General features: G+C 63.2%; 14 protein-coding genes. 4 read left to right on the top strand and 10 right to left on the bottom strand.

The features are described 5' to 3' along the window. Positions 1 to 565 precede the first annotated feature (565 nt). Positions 566 to 2,584 carry an ABC-F family ATP-binding cassette domain-containing protein gene (locus H9K76_RS11280; RefSeq protein WP_187600319.1) on the bottom strand — a complete coding sequence of 673 codons (2,019 nt, stop codon included), beginning with the start codon at positions 2,582 to 2,584 and terminating at the stop codon, positions 566 to 568. A gap of 399 nt (positions 2,585 to 2,983) precedes the next feature. Here H9K76_RS11280 and H9K76_RS11275 point away from each other — a divergent pair, with 399 nt between their 5' ends. Then, complete coding sequence (locus tag H9K76_RS11275; protein WP_246475471.1) at positions 2,984 to 3,775, top strand: ferritin-like domain-containing protein; 792 nt, start codon at positions 2,984 to 2,986, stop codon at positions 3,773 to 3,775. A 15-nt stretch (positions 3,776 to 3,790) separates the two neighbouring features. Here H9K76_RS11275 and prmB read toward each other — a convergent pair whose 3' ends face one another. The 9 genes from prmB to dusA form a co-directional block, all read right to left on the bottom strand. Further along, positions 3,791 to 4,705: a 50S ribosomal protein L3 N(5)-glutamine methyltransferase gene (prmB, locus tag H9K76_RS11270; RefSeq protein ID WP_187600318.1), complete on the bottom strand. Its 915-nt coding sequence runs from the start codon at positions 4,703 to 4,705 to the stop codon at positions 3,791 to 3,793. Then, positions 4,702 to 5,874, bottom strand: a complete 1,173-nt coding sequence (gene dapE, locus H9K76_RS11265; protein ID WP_187600317.1) for a succinyl-diaminopimelate desuccinylase — start codon at positions 5,872 to 5,874, stop codon at positions 4,702 to 4,704. The genes prmB and dapE overlap by 4 nt, the downstream gene beginning before the upstream one ends. Before the next feature lie 29 nt (positions 5,875 to 5,903). Beyond that, positions 5,904 to 7,067, bottom strand: a complete 1,164-nt coding sequence (locus tag H9K76_RS11260; RefSeq protein WP_187600316.1) for a PilT/PilU family type 4a pilus ATPase — start codon at positions 7,065 to 7,067, stop codon at positions 5,904 to 5,906. A gap of 76 nt (positions 7,068 to 7,143) precedes the next feature. Continuing rightward, positions 7,144 to 7,977, bottom strand: coding sequence for a 2,3,4,5-tetrahydropyridine-2,6-dicarboxylate N-succinyltransferase (gene dapD, locus H9K76_RS11255; RefSeq protein ID WP_187600315.1), 834 nt, complete (start codon positions 7,975 to 7,977; stop codon positions 7,144 to 7,146). 22 nt (positions 7,978 to 7,999) lie between these two features. Then, positions 8,000 to 9,202: a succinyldiaminopimelate transaminase gene (gene dapC / locus H9K76_RS11250; RefSeq protein ID WP_187600314.1), complete on the bottom strand. Its 1,203-nt coding sequence runs from the start codon at positions 9,200 to 9,202 to the stop codon at positions 8,000 to 8,002. A gap of 111 nt (positions 9,203 to 9,313) precedes the next feature. After that, positions 9,314 to 10,057, bottom strand: a complete 744-nt coding sequence (rsxB, locus tag H9K76_RS11245; protein ID WP_187600313.1) for an electron transport complex subunit RsxB — start codon at positions 10,055 to 10,057, stop codon at positions 9,314 to 9,316. Positions 10,058 to 10,114: 57 nt separating this feature from the next. Then, the gene (locus tag H9K76_RS11240) at positions 10,115 to 11,434 is read right to left on the bottom strand and encodes a polyhydroxyalkanoate depolymerase (RefSeq protein WP_187600312.1); all 1,320 of its coding nucleotides are present in this window, start codon (positions 11,432 to 11,434) and stop codon (positions 10,115 to 10,117) included. Between the two features lie 233 nt (positions 11,435 to 11,667). Then, on the bottom strand, positions 11,668 to 12,771 hold the full coding sequence (locus tag H9K76_RS11235) for a GTP pyrophosphokinase (RefSeq protein ID WP_187600311.1): 1,104 nt from the start codon (positions 12,769 to 12,771) through the stop codon (positions 11,668 to 11,670). Positions 12,772 to 12,913: 142 nt separating this feature from the next. Next, on the bottom strand, positions 12,914 to 13,972 hold the full coding sequence (gene dusA / locus H9K76_RS11230) for a tRNA dihydrouridine(20/20a) synthase DusA (RefSeq protein WP_187600310.1): 1,059 nt from the start codon (positions 13,970 to 13,972) through the stop codon (positions 12,914 to 12,916). Positions 13,973 to 14,421: 449 nt separating this feature from the next. Here dusA and H9K76_RS11225 point away from each other — a divergent pair, with 449 nt between their 5' ends. The 3 genes from H9K76_RS11225 (at position 14,422) to H9K76_RS11215 (ending at position 19,157) form a co-directional block, all read left to right on the top strand. Beyond that, on the top strand, positions 14,422 to 18,114 hold the full coding sequence (locus H9K76_RS11225) for a vWA domain-containing protein (protein ID WP_187600309.1): 3,693 nt from the start codon (positions 14,422 to 14,424) through the stop codon (positions 18,112 to 18,114). 186 nt (positions 18,115 to 18,300) lie between these two features. Continuing rightward, positions 18,301 to 18,630: a GlpM family protein gene (locus tag H9K76_RS11220; protein ID WP_187600308.1), complete on the top strand. Its 330-nt coding sequence runs from the start codon at positions 18,301 to 18,303 to the stop codon at positions 18,628 to 18,630. A gap of 128 nt (positions 18,631 to 18,758) precedes the next feature. Beyond that, the gene (locus H9K76_RS11215; RefSeq protein WP_187600307.1) at positions 18,759 to 19,157 is read left to right on the top strand and encodes a BLUF domain-containing protein; all 399 of its coding nucleotides are present in this window, start codon (positions 18,759 to 18,761) and stop codon (positions 19,155 to 19,157) included. Positions 19,158 to 19,192: the final 35 nt, after the last annotated feature.

The following is a 19,192-nucleotide window of genomic DNA, read 5'->3' as shown; positions in this document are numbered from 1 at the left end:
AATGAGAGCAATAGGTTAGCCGGTGAATGTGACGCAAGAAATCAAGTGATGCCGTCCAAAAAGATGCGGCTGGTCAACTACATTTCCGATCATGCGAAACATCATCCTACGTTTTTGCCTAGGGCGGCCAGATCTGAAACCGCATCAACGCGGTGACTGACAAGCACGGCGATATGGCAAGAGTGGGGGGGCGCCAAAACGAAAACCCCGCAATGCGGGGTTTCTGGAATGATCCGGAGCGGTGAAACGGCTGTCAGCTCATCCCGCTGCGTGTCGGATAAAGGGACTGGGGAAGCAATGGCGCCAGTCCAGGCTCCTTACGCTCAGCAGCGGACAGGCGCACGCTTGCGATCGCGTTCGTCATCGGGCCAGGCAGCGAGGATTGCGGTGAAGGTCATTTGAAAAACTCCTTAGATGCGTGTTCAACGCGCACCTGCAGACTTGCGTTGACAGCGATCTCAAAGAAATTCAGTAATTTTTTTGAATCCCGCGTTTGCCTTGCTCAATGTGATATTTTCCATTCAAAACAATATGTTGCGACATTATTCTGAAGGAATATGTGAACTCAAGCCACCGCGCCCATCTCCTGTTGGATGGATTCGATCTGTTCAGAAAGCTCAAGCCAGCGTTCTTCCAATTGGTCGATGGAATCATTCACCTGCTTGAGCTGCTTGCCCGCCTCGGCGATGTCCGTCCCTGAAAGTCCCTGGGTCGAGAGCTTTTCCTCAAGCGCGCCGCGCTCGGCGGTCAGCTGCGGGAGTCGCTTGTCGATCTGCTCCAGCTCCTTGCGGAACGGCTTGGTCTTTTCAGCAACCAGTTGCCGGGCCTGGGCGGCCAGCCGGCGTTGCTCGCGCGGGTCGACATTGCCAGCAGTGGACGATGCCTCCTGCGTACCGCTGCGGGAACCATCGGTAGCAGCCTGCTCGGACGCTTCCTGTGCCTGGCTGAGCCGTGCTTCCTCGCGCAGGCGGCGCGACTCTTCCATCAGGTAGCGCTGATAGTCATCGAGATCGCCGTCGAACGGGTCGACCTTGCCCCGACCCACCAGCCAGAAGTCGTCGCAGACGGCGCGCAGCAGCGCACGGTCGTGGCTGACCAGCATGACCGTGCCGTCGAAACTGTTGAGGGCCATCGACAGCGCCTCGCGCGTGGCGAGGTCCAGGTGATTCGTTGGCTCGTCGAGCAGCAGCAGGTTGGGGCGCTGCCACACGATCATTGCCAGCACCAGGCGTGCCTTCTCGCCGCCGCTCATGGTGCCGACGGCCTGGCCGACCATGTCACCGGTGAAGTTGAAGCTGCCCAGGTAGTTGCGCAGATCCTGCTCGCGCGAGGGCTCCTTCGAGTCCGGCCCCAGGTCCTTGGCAAGGCGGACCATGTGCGCAAGCGGGGAGTCGTCAGGGCGCAGCACGTCCAGTTCCTGCTGCGCGAAATAACCGATGTTCAGGCCCTTGCCCTCGGTGACCTTGCCAGCGAGCTGGGCCATTTCGCGGGCGATGGTCTTCACCAGCGTCGACTTGCCCTGGCCGTTCGCGCCCAGGATACCGATGCGCTGGCCGGCCAGCACCGATCGGTTCACATGGCGCAGGATGGTGGTTTCCTCGCCGCTGTCCTCGTTGCGATAGCCGAAGCTGGCATCGGTGATCGCCAGCATGGGATTGGGCAGGTTGGCGGGTTCCTTGAACTCGAAGGTGAAATCCGCGCTGGCCAGCACGGGGGCGATCTTCTCCATGCGCTCCAGGGCCTTGACACGGCTCTGGGCCTGCTTGGCCTTGCTGGCCTTGGCCTTGAAGCGGTCGATGAACTTCTGCAGGTGGTTGATCTTGTCCTGCTGGCGCTCGTAGGCGGACTGCTGCAGCACAAGTTGCTGGGCGCGCAATTCCTCGAACTTGCTGTAGTTGCCGCCGTAGCGCGTGAGCTTGGCGTGCTCGATGTGCAGGGTGGCATCGGTCACCGCATCGAGGAACTCGCGGTCGTGGCTGATGACCACCAGCGTGCCAGGGTAGCGCTTGAGCCAGGCTTCAAGCCAGACCAGTGCGTCGAGATCCAGGTGGTTGGTGGGCTCGTCCAGCAGCAGGATGTCGCTTGGGCACATCAGCGCGCGCGCCAGTTGCAGGCGCATGCGCCAGCCGCCGGAAAAGCTGTTCACCGGCTTTTCGAGCTCGGCGACCTGAAAGCCCAGTCCCAGGATCAGCGATTGTGCACGGGCGGTGGCATCGTGCACGCCCGCATCCGCGAGATCGGAGTGGGCCTGTGCGATGACCATGCCGTCACCGGCAGTCTCGGCCCTGGCAAGCGCCTCGCCCAGCTCGGTCAGGCGCGAATCGCCTTCCAGCACGAACCGGGTGGCCGATTCGCTGGTTTCGGGCATATTCTGCTCGACCTGGGCCATGCGCCACTGCGCGGGCATGAAGAATTCGCCGCCATCCTCGTGCAGGCTGCCGTTGAGCAATGCGAACAGGGTGGACTTGCCGGCGCCGTTGCGCCCGACCAGGCCCACTTTCTCGCCGGGATTGATGGTGACGGAGGTGCTGTCCAGCAGCACGCGCGCGCTACGGCGCAGGGTGACGTTGCGAAGGGTGATCATGAAGAGGGCGATTATCCCAGCGAATCAGACTTTGGCTCGTTCAGAGGTGCTGTAGGGGTACTGCATGGGCATTTCGGGGCGAAAAAGGAAGGTTCTCGCGATGCCGTGACAGATGTTCGAGGACCGGCGAATATGTTTCAAATGTTGTCGAGGGGGTGATTTTCAGACATGTGCTGACAAGGATTCCCGGTGGTTGTCATCAAGATGAATCATTCATTGGTGTGGATCCCCACGGGCAAGCCCTCGGTGCGAGGCGCGACGACCATTCCGGTCAGGCAGGTGGGGATTCGAACGAGAGTCTCAATGCAGCATTTTTCAAGTGACGCCATCGCAGGAACCTCCAGCGCCTCACTCCGTCAACGGCCCCGGGGGACCGAGGAAGGGTCGCATGGCTGGCATGTGGATGACATCCCATTCGAGCGGATCGAGCGCCGGGCCATCGAGGGCAACGAGGATCTGTTCTATCTGCTGATGAGCGCATCCTTTGTCGAGACGGGGTCCGACACCTACGCGGCCAATCTGGCGGAGCACTATCGTGACTACCCCGAGATCGCGGCCTGGCTACAGGAGCGCTGGGAAAGCGAGGAGCTTCAGCATGGTGCCGCGCTCAGGCGCTACGTGGAGGCAGTCTGGCCGGACTTCCCGTGGCAGGAAGCCTATGACAGCTTCTTCGGCGAGTACTCCAAGCTCTGCACGGTGGAGGAGCTCCATGAGGATCGCCACCTCGAGATGGTGGCGCGCTGCGTCGTGGAAACCGGCACCACGGCCTACTACCATACGCTGCGGGAACTCAGCGATGAGCCGGTGTTGCGCGAGTTGCTGGGCAACATCCGCAATGACGAGGTGGGGCACTTCAAGCACTTCCTCAAGTACTTCAAGCAACTGCAGGAAACGTCGCCGGTGAGCCGCGCGAAGATCGCAGGCGCGCTATATGCCCGCCTCAAGGAGCTCAGGGAGAGTGATTCCGACGTGGCCCTGCGCCATGTGTATGCCCACAGGGGACGCCACTTTTCGGAGAGCCGGCATTCGTTTGCCGACATTGCGCAGCGCGCCTATCAGTTGGTCAGCACGCAACTGCCGGCCGACCTGGCGGTGCGCATGCTGCTCAAGCCGCTGCTGCTGCCCCCGCGCATCGAAGGCTACCTGCATGCACCGATCGCGCGTTTCGCCACACGCGTGATGGCCCCTTGATCGGGAGGGCTGCCGTCAGCAACCTGCCTGCCAGTCCGCCAGGGCCTGCTGCGTGACGAGCAGCACCTGTTCGTCACCCGAACTTGTTGGCAGCCAGAATACAGGCAGGCTAGGGAAGGCCGCCTCGAAATTCGGTTTCTCGTTGCCGATCTCGAGCACCAGCACCGCATCGGAATGGAGCTTGGCGGGCAGATCGCGGAACAGGTCCCGGATGAAGTCCATGCCGTCCTGCCCACCCGCCAGCGCGAGTTCGGGCTCGGCGCGGTACTCTTCCGGCAGCTTGCCCATGCTGTCCGCATTCACATAGGGAGGATTGCACAGCACCAGATCCCAGCCCGGGGGCAGGGCGCTCATGCCGTCGCTCTGCACCAGCGTCACGCGCTGCTGCAGCCCGTGCCTGTCCACATTGATGCGAGCCACCTCCAGCGCATCGGGCGAGATGTCGGCACCCGTCACCACCACATCGGGATAGGCCATGGCCGCGAGGCAGGCCAGGCTTCCGTTGCCGGTACACAGGTCGAGCACGTTGCGCGTCTTCTCGCTGAGCCACTCGTCGATGCTGCCGTCGGCCAGGAGCTCGGCGATGAAGCTGCGCGGCACGATGGCGCGTTCGTCAACGTAGAAGGGGACGCCTTGGAGCCAGGCTTCGCGCGTGAGATAGGCGGCCGGCTTGCGCGTGGCGATGCGCTCGGCGATCAGGGTGTCGACCTGTGCGCGCTGCGCGTCGGAAACGGACTGGTGGGCCACGCTGTCGGGATCCTCCCCGTCCAGCAGGCTGTCCAGGGGCAGGCCGAGCTTCCACAATACCAGCCATGCGGCTTCGTCATATGCGGTCGCCGTGCCATGGCCGAAGGCCACGCCAGAGGCTTCGAGCCGCGCCGCGGCGCTGTCGATCAACCCGCCGATCGTCATGGGGTGCTGCCCGCTCATGCCGTGTCCTTGTTGCCCTGGTCGAGCAGCTCGAGCGTGCGCAGGTAGATGTTCTTGAGCGGCTCCACGTCGGCCACGGCCACGAACTCGTCGATCTTGTGGATGGTGGCGTTCGGGGGGCCGAGTTCGATCACCTGCCGGCAGATCTGGGAGATGAAGCGTCCGTCGCTGGTGCCGCCCGTGGTCGACAGTTCGGTCTCGATGCCGGCGACTTCGCGGATGGCCGCCTGCACCGCATGGACCAGTTCGCCCGGCGTGGTGAGGAAAGGCTGGCCGCCCAGGGTCCAGGTCAGGTCATATTCGAGGCCATGGCGGTCCAGGATGGCATGTACGCGGTGCTTCAGGTCCTCGGCCGACGATTCGGTGCTGAAGCGGAAGTTGAAATCGATCACGACCGAACCGGGAATGATGTTGGTCGCGCCCGTGCCGCCGTGAATGTTGCTCATCTGCCAGCTCGTCGGCGGGAAGAAGGCATTGCCCTGGTCCCATTGGACAGCGGCGAGTTCGGTGAGCGCCGGAACCACCTGGTGGATCGGGTTGCGCGCGAGCTGCGGATAGGCGATGTGGCCCTGCACGCCACGCACGGTGAGCTTGCCGGAGAGCGTGCCACGCCGGCCGTTCTTGATCATGTCGCCGGTCTTCTCGACCGAGGTGGGCTCGCCCACGATGCACCATTCAAGCGGCTCACCGCGCTCGCGCAGGCGCTCCACGACCACCTTGGTGCCGTCGATCGACGGCCCTTCCTCGTCGCTGGTCAAAAGCAGCGACAGGTTGATCGAGGGATCGGGATGGGCAGCGAGAAATTCCTCGACCGCCACGACGAACGCGGCGATCGATGTCTTCATGTCGCTCGCGCCGCGGCCATACAGGCGCCCGTTGCGATACGTGGGCGTGAAGGGCGGGCTGCTCCACTGCTCGAGAGGGCCGGTGGGCACGACGTCGGTGTGGCCTGCAAACACCAGCGTGCGAGCCTGCGCATGTGCCGGAGATGCAGGGCGCCGGGCCCACAGGTTGCTGACGCGGAAATCATCGGGACCGCTGTCGATGCGCTCGCAGACGAAGCCGAGCGGCTCGAGGCGGGCGGCCAGCATTTCCAGGCAGCCTTCATCGTTGGGGGTGACGGATGGGCGGCTGATGAGCTGTTCGCTCAGAAGCAGGGTGGGAGACATGGGTGGAGCGAACTTCTGACACTGCGCTGTCAATGCGGATGCACGTCGAGCACGATTTCGGTGAATGACGGCTGGTCGTCGTCGAGGCGCTGGTGCGTCTCGGCCTGGGCCTGGGCCGCCTTGGACGCCAGCGCAAAGTCGTTTTGCAGGCGCCACAGCAGGTTGGTTGGAGAGTCGGCGTAGGCAAGACCTTCCTTGCGGTCGATCCGGTTGTCGAGAATCATGCTCGCCAACGCTTCCTCGAAAGTCTGCGAGCCTTCGGCCATGGATTTCTCCATGGCTTCGCGCACGCCGGAAAAATCGCCCTTCTCGATCAGGTCGGCCACGAGCTTCGTGTTCAGCATCACCTCGACCGCGGGCAGGCGCGCGCCGGCCGGCGTACGCACGAGGCGCTGCGAAATGATGGCCTTGAGCGCTGAGGCGAGATCGCCCAGCATCGTCGGGCGCACCTCCACGGGGTAGAAAGACAGAATGCGGTTGAGCGCGTGGTAACTGTTGTTGCCGTGCAGCGTGGCAAGGCACAGGTGGCCCGACTGCGCATAGGCGATCGCTGCCGACATGGTCTCGCGATCGCGGATTTCGCCGATCAGGATCACATCGGGTGCCTGGCGCAGCGCATTCTTCAGCGCGGTCTGCAGCGAGTTGGTGTCGGCTCCGATCTCGCGTTGGTTGATGATCGCGCGCTTGTTGGTGAACTGGTACTCGACCGGGTCTTCCACGGTCAGCACGTGGCCGGTCTGCAATCCGTTGCGATGGTCGATCATCGAGGCCAGCGTGGTGCTCTTGCCCGAGCCGGTGGCGCCCACCACGAGGATCAGGCCGCGTTTTTCCATGATGAGCTCGGAGAGCACCTCGGGCAGGCTCAGCGAGCCGATCGGGGGAATGTCGCTCGGGATGAAGCGGATCACCACCGCATAGCTGCCTCGCTGGCGCATGGCGCTCACGCGGAAGCGCCCGATGCCTTCGAGCGGCACGCCCATGTTGAGCTCGCCGGTTTCCTGCAGCTCTTCGATCCGGTGAGGCTCAACGACTTCGGACAGAAGGTTCAGCGGCGCTTCGGCGGAAAGAGTCTGGCTGTTGATCGGCACGCATTCGCCATTGATCTTGATGAGCGCCGGCGCGTAGGCCGACAGATACACATCGGATGCCTTCTTCTCCGCCATGAGTCGCAGAATCTTTTCCATCGTGCCCATGAATCACTCCTCCCGGATGCTGTTTGAATGGCCGGCGGCGCCGCTTCAGCGCTCGCCGGCATGAAGAAGCAGGTGATCAGTCGCGCAGCAGGTCGTTCAGGCTGGTGCTCGAACGTGTCTTGGCATCGACGGTCTTCACGATGACGGCGGCATAGGTGCTGTAGGCCACGCCGGCCTTGGTGGTCTTGGGCAGGCTGCCGCTGATCACCACGGAGCCCGAAGGCACGCGGCCGTAGGTGGTCTCGCCGGTGTCGCGGTTGAAGATGGGGGTGCTCTTGCCGATGTACACGCCCATGCCCAGCACGGAGTTTTCCTCGACGATCACGCCTTCCACGACTTCGGAGCGTGCACCGATGAAGCAGTTGTCCTCGATGATGGTCGGGTTGGCCTGCAGCGGCTCCAGCACGCCGCCGAGGCCCACGCCGCCCGACAGGTGCACGTTCTTGCCGACCTGTGCGCACGAGCCAACGGTGGCCCATGTATCGACCATGGTGCCTTCGTCCACGTAGGCGCCGATGTTGACGTAGGAAGGCATCAGGATGGCACCCTTGGCCACGAAGCTGCCGCGGCGAGCGACGGCTGGAGGCACCACGCGCACGCCGGTGGCGGCGATCTCTGCCTCGGTCATGCCGCCGAACTTGGTGGGCACCTTGTCAAAGAAGCTCAGGTCACCGGACTGCATGAGCACGTTGTCCTTCAGGCGGAACGACAGCAGCACGGCCTTCTTGATCCACTGGTGCACGGTCCACTGGCCTACACCTTCACGGGTGGCCACACGCAGCTTGCCGGTGTTCAGCTCGGCAATCACGTGCTCAACGGCATCGACCACTTCCTTGGGAGCGGCGGCGGGAGACATGCTGGCACGGTCTTCCCAGGCGTTGTCGATCAGGGTTTGCAGTTGTTGAGTCATGGATTTACTTCTGTCTGTCTAGTTAGTTTCTGGATTGGACGAACTTCACGATGCGTTCGGCGGCCTCGCGGCATTCGGCGGTTTCCGCCACCAGTGCCATGCGCACGCGTTGAGCGCCAGGATTGCTGCCGTTAACCTCTCTGGCGAGATAACTGCCGGGCAAAACGGTCACATTGTATTGAGCCAGAAGGGCCCTTGCGAATTCGGTGTCGCTCATTCCGAGCGAATCCGGGACTTTTGCCCAGAGGTAGAAGCTGGCGTCGGGCAGCGCCACGTCCATGACCCGGGAGAGCATGGGTGTGATTTCCGCGAACTTCTGCCGGTACATCGCACGGTTCTCGACGACGTGCTGCTCGTCGTTCCAGGCCGCCATGCTGGCCTTCTGGATGGTCGGGCTCATCGCGCCACCGTGGTAGGTGCGGTACAGGAGGAAGGACTTGATCAACTCCGCATCGCCCGCAACGAAACCGCTTCGCATGCCCGGCACGTTGCTGCGCTTGGACAGGCTGGTGAACATCATCAGGCGCTTGAAGTCGGTGCGGCCGAGCTTCGTGGCGGCCTCGAGGCCGCCCAGGGGCACCTCATCGCGGAAATAGATCTCGCTGTAGCACTCGTCCGAGGCAATCACGAAACCATACTTGTCGGACAGCGCAAACAACTTCTCCCACTCGGACAGCGGCATGACGGCGCCGGTCGGATTGCCGGGCGAGCAGACGAAGACGAGCTGGGTGCGCTGCCAGACGTCCTCGGGCACGCTGTCCCAGTCGACGGCGAAATTGCGCTCGGCCACGCTGGGCGCGAAATACGGCTGCGCGCCCGAAAGCAGCGCCGCGCCCTCATAGATCTGATAGAACGGATTCGGGCTGACGACCGTCGCACCGGGCTTGCTTGGGTCGATGATGGTCTGCGCGAACGCGAACAGCGCCTCGCGCGAACCATTCACGGGCAGGAGCTGACTGGCCGGGCTGACCTTCACGCCATAGCGGCGCTCGAGCCAGCCTGCACAGGCCTCGCGCAGAGGCAGCTCGCCTGCCGTGGCGGGGTAGGCCGCAAGGCCATCCATGCTGCCGGCGAGTGCATCCTTGATGAGCTGGGGCGTAGGGTGCTTGGGCTCACCGATTCCCAGGCTGATCGCGCGATATTCGGGTGCGGGAGTCACGCCCGCGAAGAGTTGGCGCAGGCGCTCGAACGGATACGGCTGCAGAAGGGAGAGCAGGGGGTTCATGAATGCAATTATGGTGGAAGGACGGCGCCACTTTTCTCGCACGGGCAAGTTGGGCGGCACGCCGGATCTTTTTTTACGGCGTGGGGTACCGCACGGAATTCGCGAGCGACATCACGCACCCCGCCGGGCACGTGCACGCGCCAGGGCTGCCGCGATGATGGCCTGCTTCGGGTCGGCGACTTTCGGAGTTTCCGCCGGCTGAGCATTCGGGGCCGGGGCCTCCGGCACGAGGCTGCGCGACAGCGACTCCGCCGCGACGGCAGCAGCCCTTGCGTTGGGTGCGAGCGCAGGCCCATGACGAGTGCGGGAGGCGTGGCGTGCATAGCGCTGGCGTGCGTGATCCGCCAGCGCCGGGGACCATGCGGCCCAGCCGGTGGCATCGCCGCTGATGTTTTCCAGCGAGATGCAATCCACAGGGCACACGGGAATGCACAGCTCGCAGCCCGTGCAGTGTTCGGCCATCACGGTGTGCATGCGCTTGTTGGCCCCGATGATCGCGTCGGTCGGGCAGGCCTTCATGCACAGCGTGCAGCCGATGCACCAGTTCTCGTCGATCACCGCGAGCGTGAGCGGGCCTTCAAAACCGTTGTCGGAATTGAGCGTGGTGATGGGCTGCCCGGTGATGCGGGCCAGGCGCGCAATGCCCTCGTCGCCGCCGGGCGGGCATTGGTTGATGGAGGCCTTGCCGTCGGCGATGGCCCGGGCGTAGGTGGCGCAATCGGGATAGCCGCAGCGGGTGCACTGCGTCTGGGGCAGGGCGGCGTCAATGACAGCGGCCAACCCCTGCAAGGAGTTGGCCGTGGAAGTGGCTTGCTGATTGGAAAGGGCTGACAAGGGATCTGGCTGCTCGGGCATGCCCGATTATCCCTTTCTTGGGCCCTGCGCCGCGATGGTCAGCGGGCTCTTGGCGTGTCAGGCCGCCTGACGCTTGGCGCGGGCGTTGCTCTCTTCCGCGAGGGCTGCCCTGGACGGCTGGTGCGCCAGGATGAAATCACGAACACGCGGATAGACCAGTTCGCGCCAGCGTCGGCCGCTGAAGATGCCATAGTGGCCTGCGCCCGTCACTTCGTAGTGGGAGCGATCCTCGCGGGGAATGCCCGAGCAGATGTCCTGCGCGGCTTCGGTCTGGCCGGATCCGGAGATATCGTCCAGTTCGCCTTCGACAGTCAGCAGGGCGGTGGTCTTGATATCCTGCGGGCGCACGCGCTCGATCTCGCCGTCTGGCGAGCGCACATCCCAGGTGCCGTTCACGAGGCTGAACTTCTGGAACACCGTCTCGATGGTTTCGAGGTAGTAGTCTGCGTCCATGTCGAGCACGGCGTTGTACTCGTCATAGAACTTGCGATGGGCCTCGGCGCTCGCGTCGTCGCCGCGCACCAGGTCCTTGAAGTAGTCGTAGTGGCTCTTGGCATGGCGATCGGGGTTCATCGCCACGAAGCCCGTGTGCTGCATGAAGCCCGGATAGACCATGCGGCCCGAACCGGGGAATTTCTCCGGCACGCGGTAGATCACGTTGTTCTTGAACCACTCGATACTGTGCTGGGTGGCCAGGTTGTTCACGGCGGTGGGCGAGCGGCGGCCATCGATCGGGCCGCCCATCATCGTCATGGTGAGCGGGGTCGTCTCGCCGCGCGATGCCATCAGGGAAATCGCGGCCAGCACGGGAACCGTGGGCTGGCAGACGCTCATCACATGGCAGTTGCCATAGCGCCCCTGCAGGTGGCGGAGGAATTCCTGCACGTAGTTGACATAGTCGTCCAGGTGGAACTCGCCCTCGGACATCGGCACGAGGCGGGCATTCTTCCAGTCGGTGATGTAGACCTTGTGGCCCGAGAGCATGGTCTTGACCGTGTCGCGCAGCAGCGTGGCGTAGTGGCCCGAGAGCGGCGCCACGATCAGCACAACCGGCTGTTCCTTGAGCGTGAGCAAGGTTGGCGGATCGTCGGAGAAGCGCTTGAAGCGGCGCAGCTCGCAAAAGGGCTTGTCGACTTCGACGCGCTCGTGGATGGCAACCTCCACACCATCGACATTCACGGTGGCAATGCCGAACTGCGGCTTCTCGTAGTCCTTGCCAAGGCGGTACAACAGGTCGTAACCCGCCGCCATGCGATGAGCCAGCGTCGACTGGCTGAACGGAGTCTGCGGATTGCTGAACATCTTGGACGTCACCTGGGCCAGTTCGGCGAAGGGTTCCATCAAAGAGCGCTGTGCTTCGTAGAGTGTGTAGAGCATCAGTGGGTCTGCCTTCCGTAATGTTGCACCGCAATATAACAGGGCTTTTCCACGAGCGTCAGAGAGTAGAACCACCTACAGATCGTCGGACAATCGACTTTTACAGGGTGGTGCAGCACAAATCAGTACTGACAAACTGCAAACTTTTGTCATTGATCTACGCTATGGACCGGCGTAACTGCAGGGATGCGTTGTTTTACCGCCAATGGCGGCAGGATAAACGGAGGCCCGCCCTACAGATTCTGAACCGGCATGTTCACCAGCAGCCATGATTCGAAGGCCTCGCGGGAACTGTTGCGCAGCGCGCGCCGGAAAACGGCCTTGTCGCCCAGGTAGAGGCAATGCCGGATCATGGTGTACGGGTTGAAGCTGCCGTCCGGGTTCTGTTCCTCGAAGAACTGGCGATAGCGCTTCACCACCGCAATGTTCTCGCGCATCAGCGCATTGAAATGCGCGCGGGTAATGCCCGGAGACCAGGCGCGAATGTCGTCGACGAACAGGTCCACCTTATGCGCCTCGAACTCGAAATCCTTGAAGAAATGGTTGGCGATCTTCAGGAACGTGAAGGCATTGAGCTCGCTGCCGATGGCCTGGACCTGCCGGCTGGGCTGAGGCTCGGCACCTTCCTGCTCGGCCAGGGCCTCGGCGGTCTCATCGACGGCATGCCGCAGCTCGGCCTCGGTGGCATCCCGGATCTGCCGGAATTCCCGGTCCGCCAGCTCGAACAGGGCCGACAGCACATTGATGCGGCGCTTGAGTTCGGCTGGAATCGACTTCTTGTACTTGATCTTGTGGTCCAGCACGCTCCAGGAGTCCTGGATGATGGTGCGCACCTGCAGCTCGAACGGAATATGCGCATAGGGTGCGTTCTCGGGCAGGGCTGCCTGCTCGGCGTTGAGCCGCAGGTCGAGGTGCAGGCCCTTGTAGCCGAACGAGGCCTCGGTGCTTTCCACGGCCGTGACCTTGTCGGTCACGTCGATCACGTCGAAGTGCGAGCGCACGATGTCCGCGACCTGCTCGAGCTCGTCCTCGTAGAGGCACACCACGCGCAGGCCCACGAGATCGGTGATGTAGTCCTGGATCTCGTAGTCGAGGCCGCCTTCCTCGAGCGTTGCGCGGTACTTGCGGGAAAACTTGCGGATGCATTCCTCGCGATCCTTGACGCGGGCCTCGACCTTGGAGATCTCGATGTTGCCGGCCTTGGCAAGCACACTGTGCAGCAGCGCCATGAAGAAGGCACTGGCGTGCTTGAGCACGGGCAGCTCCCGCGTGTAGAAGTGGCGGAACGCGATTTCCTCGCGTGTCAGGTCGTTTTCGTTGGCCAAGGTGGAAGGCATGCGCAATTACATCCGGATCCAGGCTCGCCGCTCATCCGGGCCAGCCTGATTACAACCCGGAATGCTAGCCGATCGTGCGGATCTCGGCGGGGCCGCGCACGTAGGAGAACGGCGCAACCCGATCACTGCGCCAACCGGTCGTTCAGCCGGCGGCTTCCTGGAGATCCATGGCGCGTGCTTCATTGGGCTTGGTGCGCGCAAGCCGCATCACCTCGCGTGCCGGAAGGGTCTTGAGGCGATGATCGCTCCAGACCTGGCGCCAGCGACGGGCCCCCGGCAGGCCATTGCGCAGCCCCAGCATGTGGCGTGCGATGGCATACCAGTGCGTGCCATGGGCTGCGGCCTCGCGCTCCATGTACTCCACCATCTGCTCCTCGACCCTCTCGCGCGTGAGGCCGTTGGCCGCCGCTCCGAAGAACAGTTCGTCCCAGCGCGCCATCCACCAGGGGTTGTGATAGGCCTCGCGGCCCACCATCACGCCATCCACGGGGCCTGATCCGCCCACCGGGCCCAGTTGGTCGAGCACGGCCTCGTCCGTCGAGAAGCCGCCATTGATGGCGATGGTCAGGTGCGGGAACTCTTCCTTGAGGCGAGCCACCACGCCATAGCGCAGTGGAGGAATCTCGCGGTTCTCCTTGGGTGACAGGCCCTTGAGCCAGGCATTGCGTGCATGGACGATGAACACGTCGCAACCCGCGTCGGCCACGGTACCCACGAAGTCGCGCACGAAGCCGTATTCCTCCACCTTGTCGATGCCGATGCGGTGCTTGACGGTCACAGGCACGTCGACCACGTCCACCATCGCCTTCACGCAGTCGGCCACGAGCTGCGGCTCGTTCATCAGGCAGGCTCCGAAGGCGCCACGCTGCACGCGCTCGCTGGGGCAGCCGCAGTTCAGGTTGATCTCGTCGTAGCCCCACTGGGCCCCCAGCTTGGCGCTGGCGGCCAGGTCTGCGGGCTCGCTGCCGCCGAGCTGCAGCGCCACCGGGTGTTCCTCCACGCCGAAGCGCAGATGGCGCTCCACATCGCCATGGATCAGCGCGCCCGTCGTCACCATCTCGGTGTAGAGCAGGGTGTGGCGGCTCAGCAAGCGGTGAAGATGCCTGCAATGCCTGTCGGTCCAGTCCATCATGGGCGCCACGGACATGCGCCAGGGATGGAGGGATGCGGGCTGCGACGGGTGAAGAGATTCGGTATTCATGCTGGGTTCGAGTGCTGCGCGCAGCACGGCCTGTCTCCCGGCGAACGACGAAATCCCGAACGCTTTGGGAGAAAAGGGTTCGGGCGCATTTGCCTTGGGGAGGAAGGGCTCTATTGTGCACCTGGATGGTTGCACCTGCTGCGGCAAGGCCTTCAGGCGGCCCCGGCCTGGAAGGGGATGCCAAAAGTTGCCGGGTACGACCCGCTGAATCATAAGCATTCGTAACAAGGCAACGAAAAGATCAATCGTTACTTGATCCGTATTTGTAGGCCGCAGACGTCGCCACGCTTTGGATCGAGATGCAGGAACTCTGCAAAACCATGTATCAATTTCCCTACCTTGGTAGGGTGGGGTAAATGTAAACCGCTTGTTAACTTCGTTGACTTCTTGCCGCCCGCATCGCGGGAAATGCCCAGGGGCGGTGACGGATTCAACATATGGGAGCAGGCATGTCCAATCCATTCAACGGTTTGTTGCACCGTTGGTTCATTTATCTGATGGCCGCGCTGGTCGCTGGTCTCGGTGTCGGTGTGGCCCATGCCACGCTGCCCGAGTGGAAGCTGCCGGGTGCGGTCATCCAGGACCTGGCGGAGCAGCCCGGCGTGCCGCTTGGGCAGTTCGAGCTGCCCGTGCAGTTGGTGAACCTGGGCGGCAGAGCGGAAGGCGAGATCCGCTTTGACGTGCTGAGTGCCAGCATGGGCCGGACGAGCGCTCTGCGTCTCCCCGCCACACGCTTCGCGAGCCAGCCCGGCGGAGACACCACCGTGCGTGTGCGTCCGAGCTTTGAAGAAGAGGGCATGTACCGGGTGCGGGCCGATGTGAAGGCCGACAGCTTCCAGGTTGCGGTGTATTTCTGGCTCCTGCTGAAGGACGGCCGCGTCTATTACAGCAGCGACGCGGGCAACATCGTGAGCGCGATGGCCGCCTACCAATTGCGCAATCATGCGCAGTTGCAGGCACTGCAGCGCAAGGCCGCCACTGCAAGCGTGCAGCAGAAGCAGCGCAGCACGGGCGAGACGCCGGTGCTCGAGCGACCGATCAGCGAGTTGTTGTCCGCGGAGGACCTCAAGCAGTACCAGCAGATCTGGCGGAGCGAGGCCGATGCGATCTCCAGCACCATCCCGAGGCGTGCGGAGGCCACCGGAAGCAAGAGCCTTGCCAAGGCCACAGCCCTGGCGCAGGGTGACATCGTGACGCTGAAAATCCGCTGGCCGGTGGACGCGAGCTACACGCAATTCCTTCCGCTGGAAGGAGCGAGGATTGCCGTGGTCAATCTGGCCCAGGTCCAGGACCCCTCGGATCCCGAGCAGGGGAAGTTCACCAGCGGACAGCTCGATGCCAATGGGGAATTCAAGTTCACGGTACCCGTCAACGACCTGAAGTACCGAGTATGGCTGATAGGGGAGCACGAGAAATTCAAGGTTCAGGTGCACAACAGTGCCTCGGGCTTGTCGGAAGCCCTGCGCCTGAGGCTGGATCAGGTCACGGCGGTCGACATCATCCCGGGCCAGCCGCCGTTCGGCTACAGCTCTGAGTATGCGCAGGCGTGGTCGGTGTTCCAGGCGATGTATGAGCTCTCGGAGCACGCCGTGACGGCCACGGGGGCCGGTACCGTTCCACAGCTGAGCGTGGTGCGCACCAATTTCCCGATGCCCGGCAACGGAGCGGCTTACGATCCCAATGACGATTCCATCAACGTAGACGCCCTGCAGTCCTACTACTGGGACGTGATGGCGCACGAGTATGGTCACGCGATCAGCCGTACCAACCAGTCCATCATCGGCGTGGGTGGCGCACACACACTGGGCAACCAATATGACAACGGGGCCAACACCGCCACGTTCCAGAACAAGCAGCAATCCAACCGGTTGGCCCTGGAAGAGGCATTTGCGAGCTGGTTTGCCACGAGCTACTGGAAGTCCAGCAAATACGCTAACCGCGTACCCCATGTGGGTGACGACCGTTTTGACGGAGCCGCCACGGGTGGCGGCACAGGGGGCTTCTCGCTTGAGGACAGCGGCACGCTCAACGGTGTTTCGAATGTCTACGGCGAGGACAGCGAGGCTGCGGTTGCGCGCTTCATGTGGGACATGACGGATGCGGGCGAGGAGCCGAACGCCCGCGCGGGGTGCTCGAAATACTGCAAGGAGTCCATGCAGGTGCCTTTGCAGGCGCTGATGCCAAACGCCATCACCGGCAAGAACCTCGATGGATTCAATGGCTTCTACCAGCGGGCCTACCAGGTGCATGTCGGCTCCGCGGCCGGTGCACTGGACAACGTGGGAGCGGTTTCCGCCGAGAGCGTGGAGAAGGCCCTGCAGATCGGCGCCGTATCGGCGGAGTTCGGCATGGGGGCGAACATCAACACGACCTACAACCCCGACCCGTTCCGCGACATCGATGCACCGACACGACGCAATCTCGACAGCGATCCCGTGGTGCTGCGCTGGGCACAGCACAAGACGGGCAGCATGCCGGGCCTGGATCGATTCGAACTGTTGTTCTACAGCGAGGCGCTGGATCAACTGCTGGTCAAGCTGGATACCGGCACGCTGAACACGGCCAACAACAGCTATCAATATGTGATGCCGCGCGCCCAGGTGCAGGCCATCGTCAACGCGCTGCAAAAGACCGGCTACAAGCCGGAATACAAGGTCGTGCTGGTGGTGAAGGGTACGGCCTCGGGTTCGGGCGCTGCAGGCGGGGTGGTGCAGACCGGTCCGTACTATGGCAATGCGGAGGTGTTCAGCGTGCAACTCGGCGATGAAAAGAAGTTCGCCACCATTGCGGTCGACAGCTCGGGCAGCAACGTGGATACCGATCCAGGCAACCTGCGCATCCAGGCGGCCCACTCCATGCTGGCCAAGATGGCGGCGCGCAACGCCAACATCATGACAGGAGCGGAGCAGGGCAGGCTCCTGTCCGTGGCGGCGCTCGACTTCGATAGCGCGGTGAGCGTGATCGCCGATTTCAGCGATCCGAAGGTACTGGCGGATGGCAATGCCTTCCAGGGGATCGATTCGAACGGCGGAACCGATATTGCAGCGGCGGTGCGCCGCAGCACGGCCATGCTGACGGGCATGCGGCCGACACCCCATCCTCCGGTGCACGACGCGAACACGCCGCGCATGTACATGCTGACCGACATGGACAACAACGACGGCCCTGCAGCCGTCCAGACTGCGATCCGGGAGGCCACGGCCGCCAATGTGCAGGTCCACCTGGGCCATCTGACGCCGGTGACCACCAAGAGTGCGGCGTCGGGTGCTCAGTTGCATGGCGAACCGGCGAAGAAGCTCACCAAGGTGGCCGAGCGACTGGATGGCATGATCGCTGCGATTCTGGAGGGTGGCGGCTCCTACACCTCGTTCGAGAACCCCGCGTCGCAAGCAGCCTGGGTCGACCTGATGGACGAGCTGAGCCAATCGCCGCCGTTCACACGCACACGGGTCAATCTGCCGCTGGACGTCAAGTTCTACGGATTTGCGCAGAACACCGGCACGCCGGAACCCACGTTCGTGTTCACCGCTCCGCGCTCGGGCCAGGTGACCATCACGATGGACGGCAAGGGCAGTTTCGTTCCGGACCTGCAGGTGGGCGGCGTCGGAGGTCAGACCTCGCTGGGTCGTGATCTCTATGCGCTGCCGTTCAATGTGGTGCAGGGGCAGACCTATCAGATCAGCATCAATGAGCCCGGCGCGGCGGCCGGCCTCTACAGCATCGTGCTGCGCCAGACCCTGGTCGCATCACCGAGCATGGTGCTTGCCGCGATTGCCGACGTGGAGGAGGGAAGTGCGCCGCAGGTCAGCGGCACGACGGCGTACGTTGCGGATGGCAGCATCGTCAGGCTGACGTTCACATCGCTCACCAAGGCGGTGACCACCGTCGATGCGACGATCACGGCCAATGCCTTCAGCGCGACCGGCCCTGCCGATCTGCCCAAGGGGGGCGTCACCGTGATGGCGGAGATCGCCGGTTCCGGTATCGCGCCGCAGACGCAGACCTTCACCGTGCAAGCCAAGGCCGCTCCGCCGGCGCAGGCCACGCCGGTGCCCGTGGATCACCCGCTGGCGCTGGGAGCGCTGGCGGTAATGATTGCCGGCTTTGCCGCGCGAGGGCAACGGCGGGTGAAGCAACGCTGATCCCCGGCTGGCTGTGGAAACGATCGCGCCATTTCCCCGGAGGGAGATGGCGCGATTTTTCATCGCCGGGCCGCCCCCAATGAAAAGCGCCCCGTTGGGGGGCCGCGGATCATGCGAAGCTCGGGGATCATTTTTTATGGGCGGGGTTCTCTGCCTATACTGTGCCCGTTTACCCCGGAAGCCGGCATGTCCCTGTTGTTCAAATGCATTCTTGGCGCGCTGGCCGTGCTGGCGATTGCGCTGTTGTCCAAGACCCGCAATTTCTACATTGCGGGCCTGGTTCCTCTCTTTCCCACGTTCGCGCTGATCGCGCACTACATCGTCGGCAGCGAACGGTCCGCAGAGGCCTTGCGCACAACGGCGCTGTTCGGTCTGGCCTCGCTGGTTCCCTATGCCGTGTATCTTGGCGTGGTCTATTGGCTGGCCGTGCGGACGAGCCTTCCTGTCACCCTGACGCTGGCCACCATGGCATGGTGCGCAGCGGCAGGCGTGTTGCTGCTGGTCTGGCCTCGGTGAATGGAAAGAGCGGTAGAGGCTCCGGCTCTGCATAATTCATGCAAGCTTGTCCATCCGTTCGAATCAATCAATCAGCGGAAATCGGCAGTTGCATGTAGGATAGGCGGCATCCAATACGTAGGTGCTCCATGTCCATCACCCAAAGCCGGTTCATGTACTGCAGCCGCATGGCGTCCGAGGGCGTCATCAATCAGGTGGCCAGCATCGTCAAGGTGGCCCGGGAATTCAATGCCTCCCAGGGCATCACGGGCATGCTCGTCTTCGATGGGCAGAACTTCTGCCAGTACATCGAAGGGCCCAGCGAGCCGCTGGCCGGACTGGTGCAGCGCATTCGACAGGATGCGCGCCATACGGATTTTCACGAACTCCTGGCGCTGGAGGAAACGCAGGGCCGGCAGTTCGAGAGCTGGAGCATGGCCTATCAGATCGTCGAGAGCGACAACGACCTGGGCGGTTTCTTTCACCGGCAGGGCACTGCGGCGCTGGAATACCTGCTGAGCCTGGTGCCGGAGCTCGACCGCGCCTGAACCGGCATCTGCGCCCGAAGCAGAGGCGCTTCGGG

The organism is Diaphorobacter ruginosibacter (assembly GCF_014395975.1).
In the GTDB taxonomy this organism is placed as follows: Bacteria; Pseudomonadota; Gammaproteobacteria; order Burkholderiales; family Burkholderiaceae_C; genus Diaphorobacter_A; species Diaphorobacter_A ruginosibacter.
This window is presented reverse-complemented; position numbering and strand designations above follow the sequence as displayed.

What these genes read in the sequence shown, in the direction of transcription:
- dapE (WP_187600317.1), bottom strand. Translation starts at nt 5,874, where the DNA reads ATGTCTCCCACCCTGCTTCTGAGCGAACAGCTCATCAGCCGCCCATCC.
- prmB (WP_187600318.1), bottom strand. Translation starts at nt 4,705, where the DNA reads ATGAGCGGGCAGCACCCCATGACGATCGGCGGGTTGATCGACAGCGCC.
- H9K76_RS11260 (WP_187600316.1), bottom strand. Translation starts at nt 7,067, where the DNA reads ATGGGCACGATGGAAAAGATTCTGCGACTCATGGCGGAGAAGAAGGCA.
- H9K76_RS11225 (WP_187600309.1), top strand. Translation starts at nt 14,422, where the DNA reads ATGTCCAATCCATTCAACGGTTTGTTGCACCGTTGGTTCATTTATCTG.
- H9K76_RS11280 (WP_187600319.1), bottom strand. Translation starts at nt 2,584, where the DNA reads ATGATCACCCTTCGCAACGTCACCCTGCGCCGTAGCGCGCGCGTGCTG.
- dusA (WP_187600310.1), bottom strand. Translation starts at nt 13,972, where the DNA reads ATGAATACCGAATCTCTTCACCCGTCGCAGCCCGCATCCCTCCATCCC.
- H9K76_RS11240 (WP_187600312.1), bottom strand. Translation starts at nt 11,434, where the DNA reads ATGCTCTACACACTCTACGAAGCACAGCGCTCTTTGATGGAACCCTTC.
- H9K76_RS11215 (WP_187600307.1), top strand. Translation starts at nt 18,759, where the DNA reads ATGTCCATCACCCAAAGCCGGTTCATGTACTGCAGCCGCATGGCGTCC.
- H9K76_RS11235 (WP_187600311.1), bottom strand. Translation starts at nt 12,771, where the DNA reads ATGCCTTCCACCTTGGCCAACGAAAACGACCTGACACGCGAGGAAATC.
- dapD (WP_187600315.1), bottom strand. Translation starts at nt 7,977, where the DNA reads ATGACTCAACAACTGCAAACCCTGATCGACAACGCCTGGGAAGACCGT.
- rsxB (WP_187600313.1), bottom strand. Translation starts at nt 10,057, where the DNA reads ATGCCCGAGCAGCCAGATCCCTTGTCAGCCCTTTCCAATCAGCAAGCC.
- dapC (WP_187600314.1), bottom strand. Translation starts at nt 9,202, where the DNA reads ATGAACCCCCTGCTCTCCCTTCTGCAGCCGTATCCGTTCGAGCGCCTG.
- H9K76_RS11220 (WP_187600308.1), top strand. Translation starts at nt 18,301, where the DNA reads ATGTCCCTGTTGTTCAAATGCATTCTTGGCGCGCTGGCCGTGCTGGCG.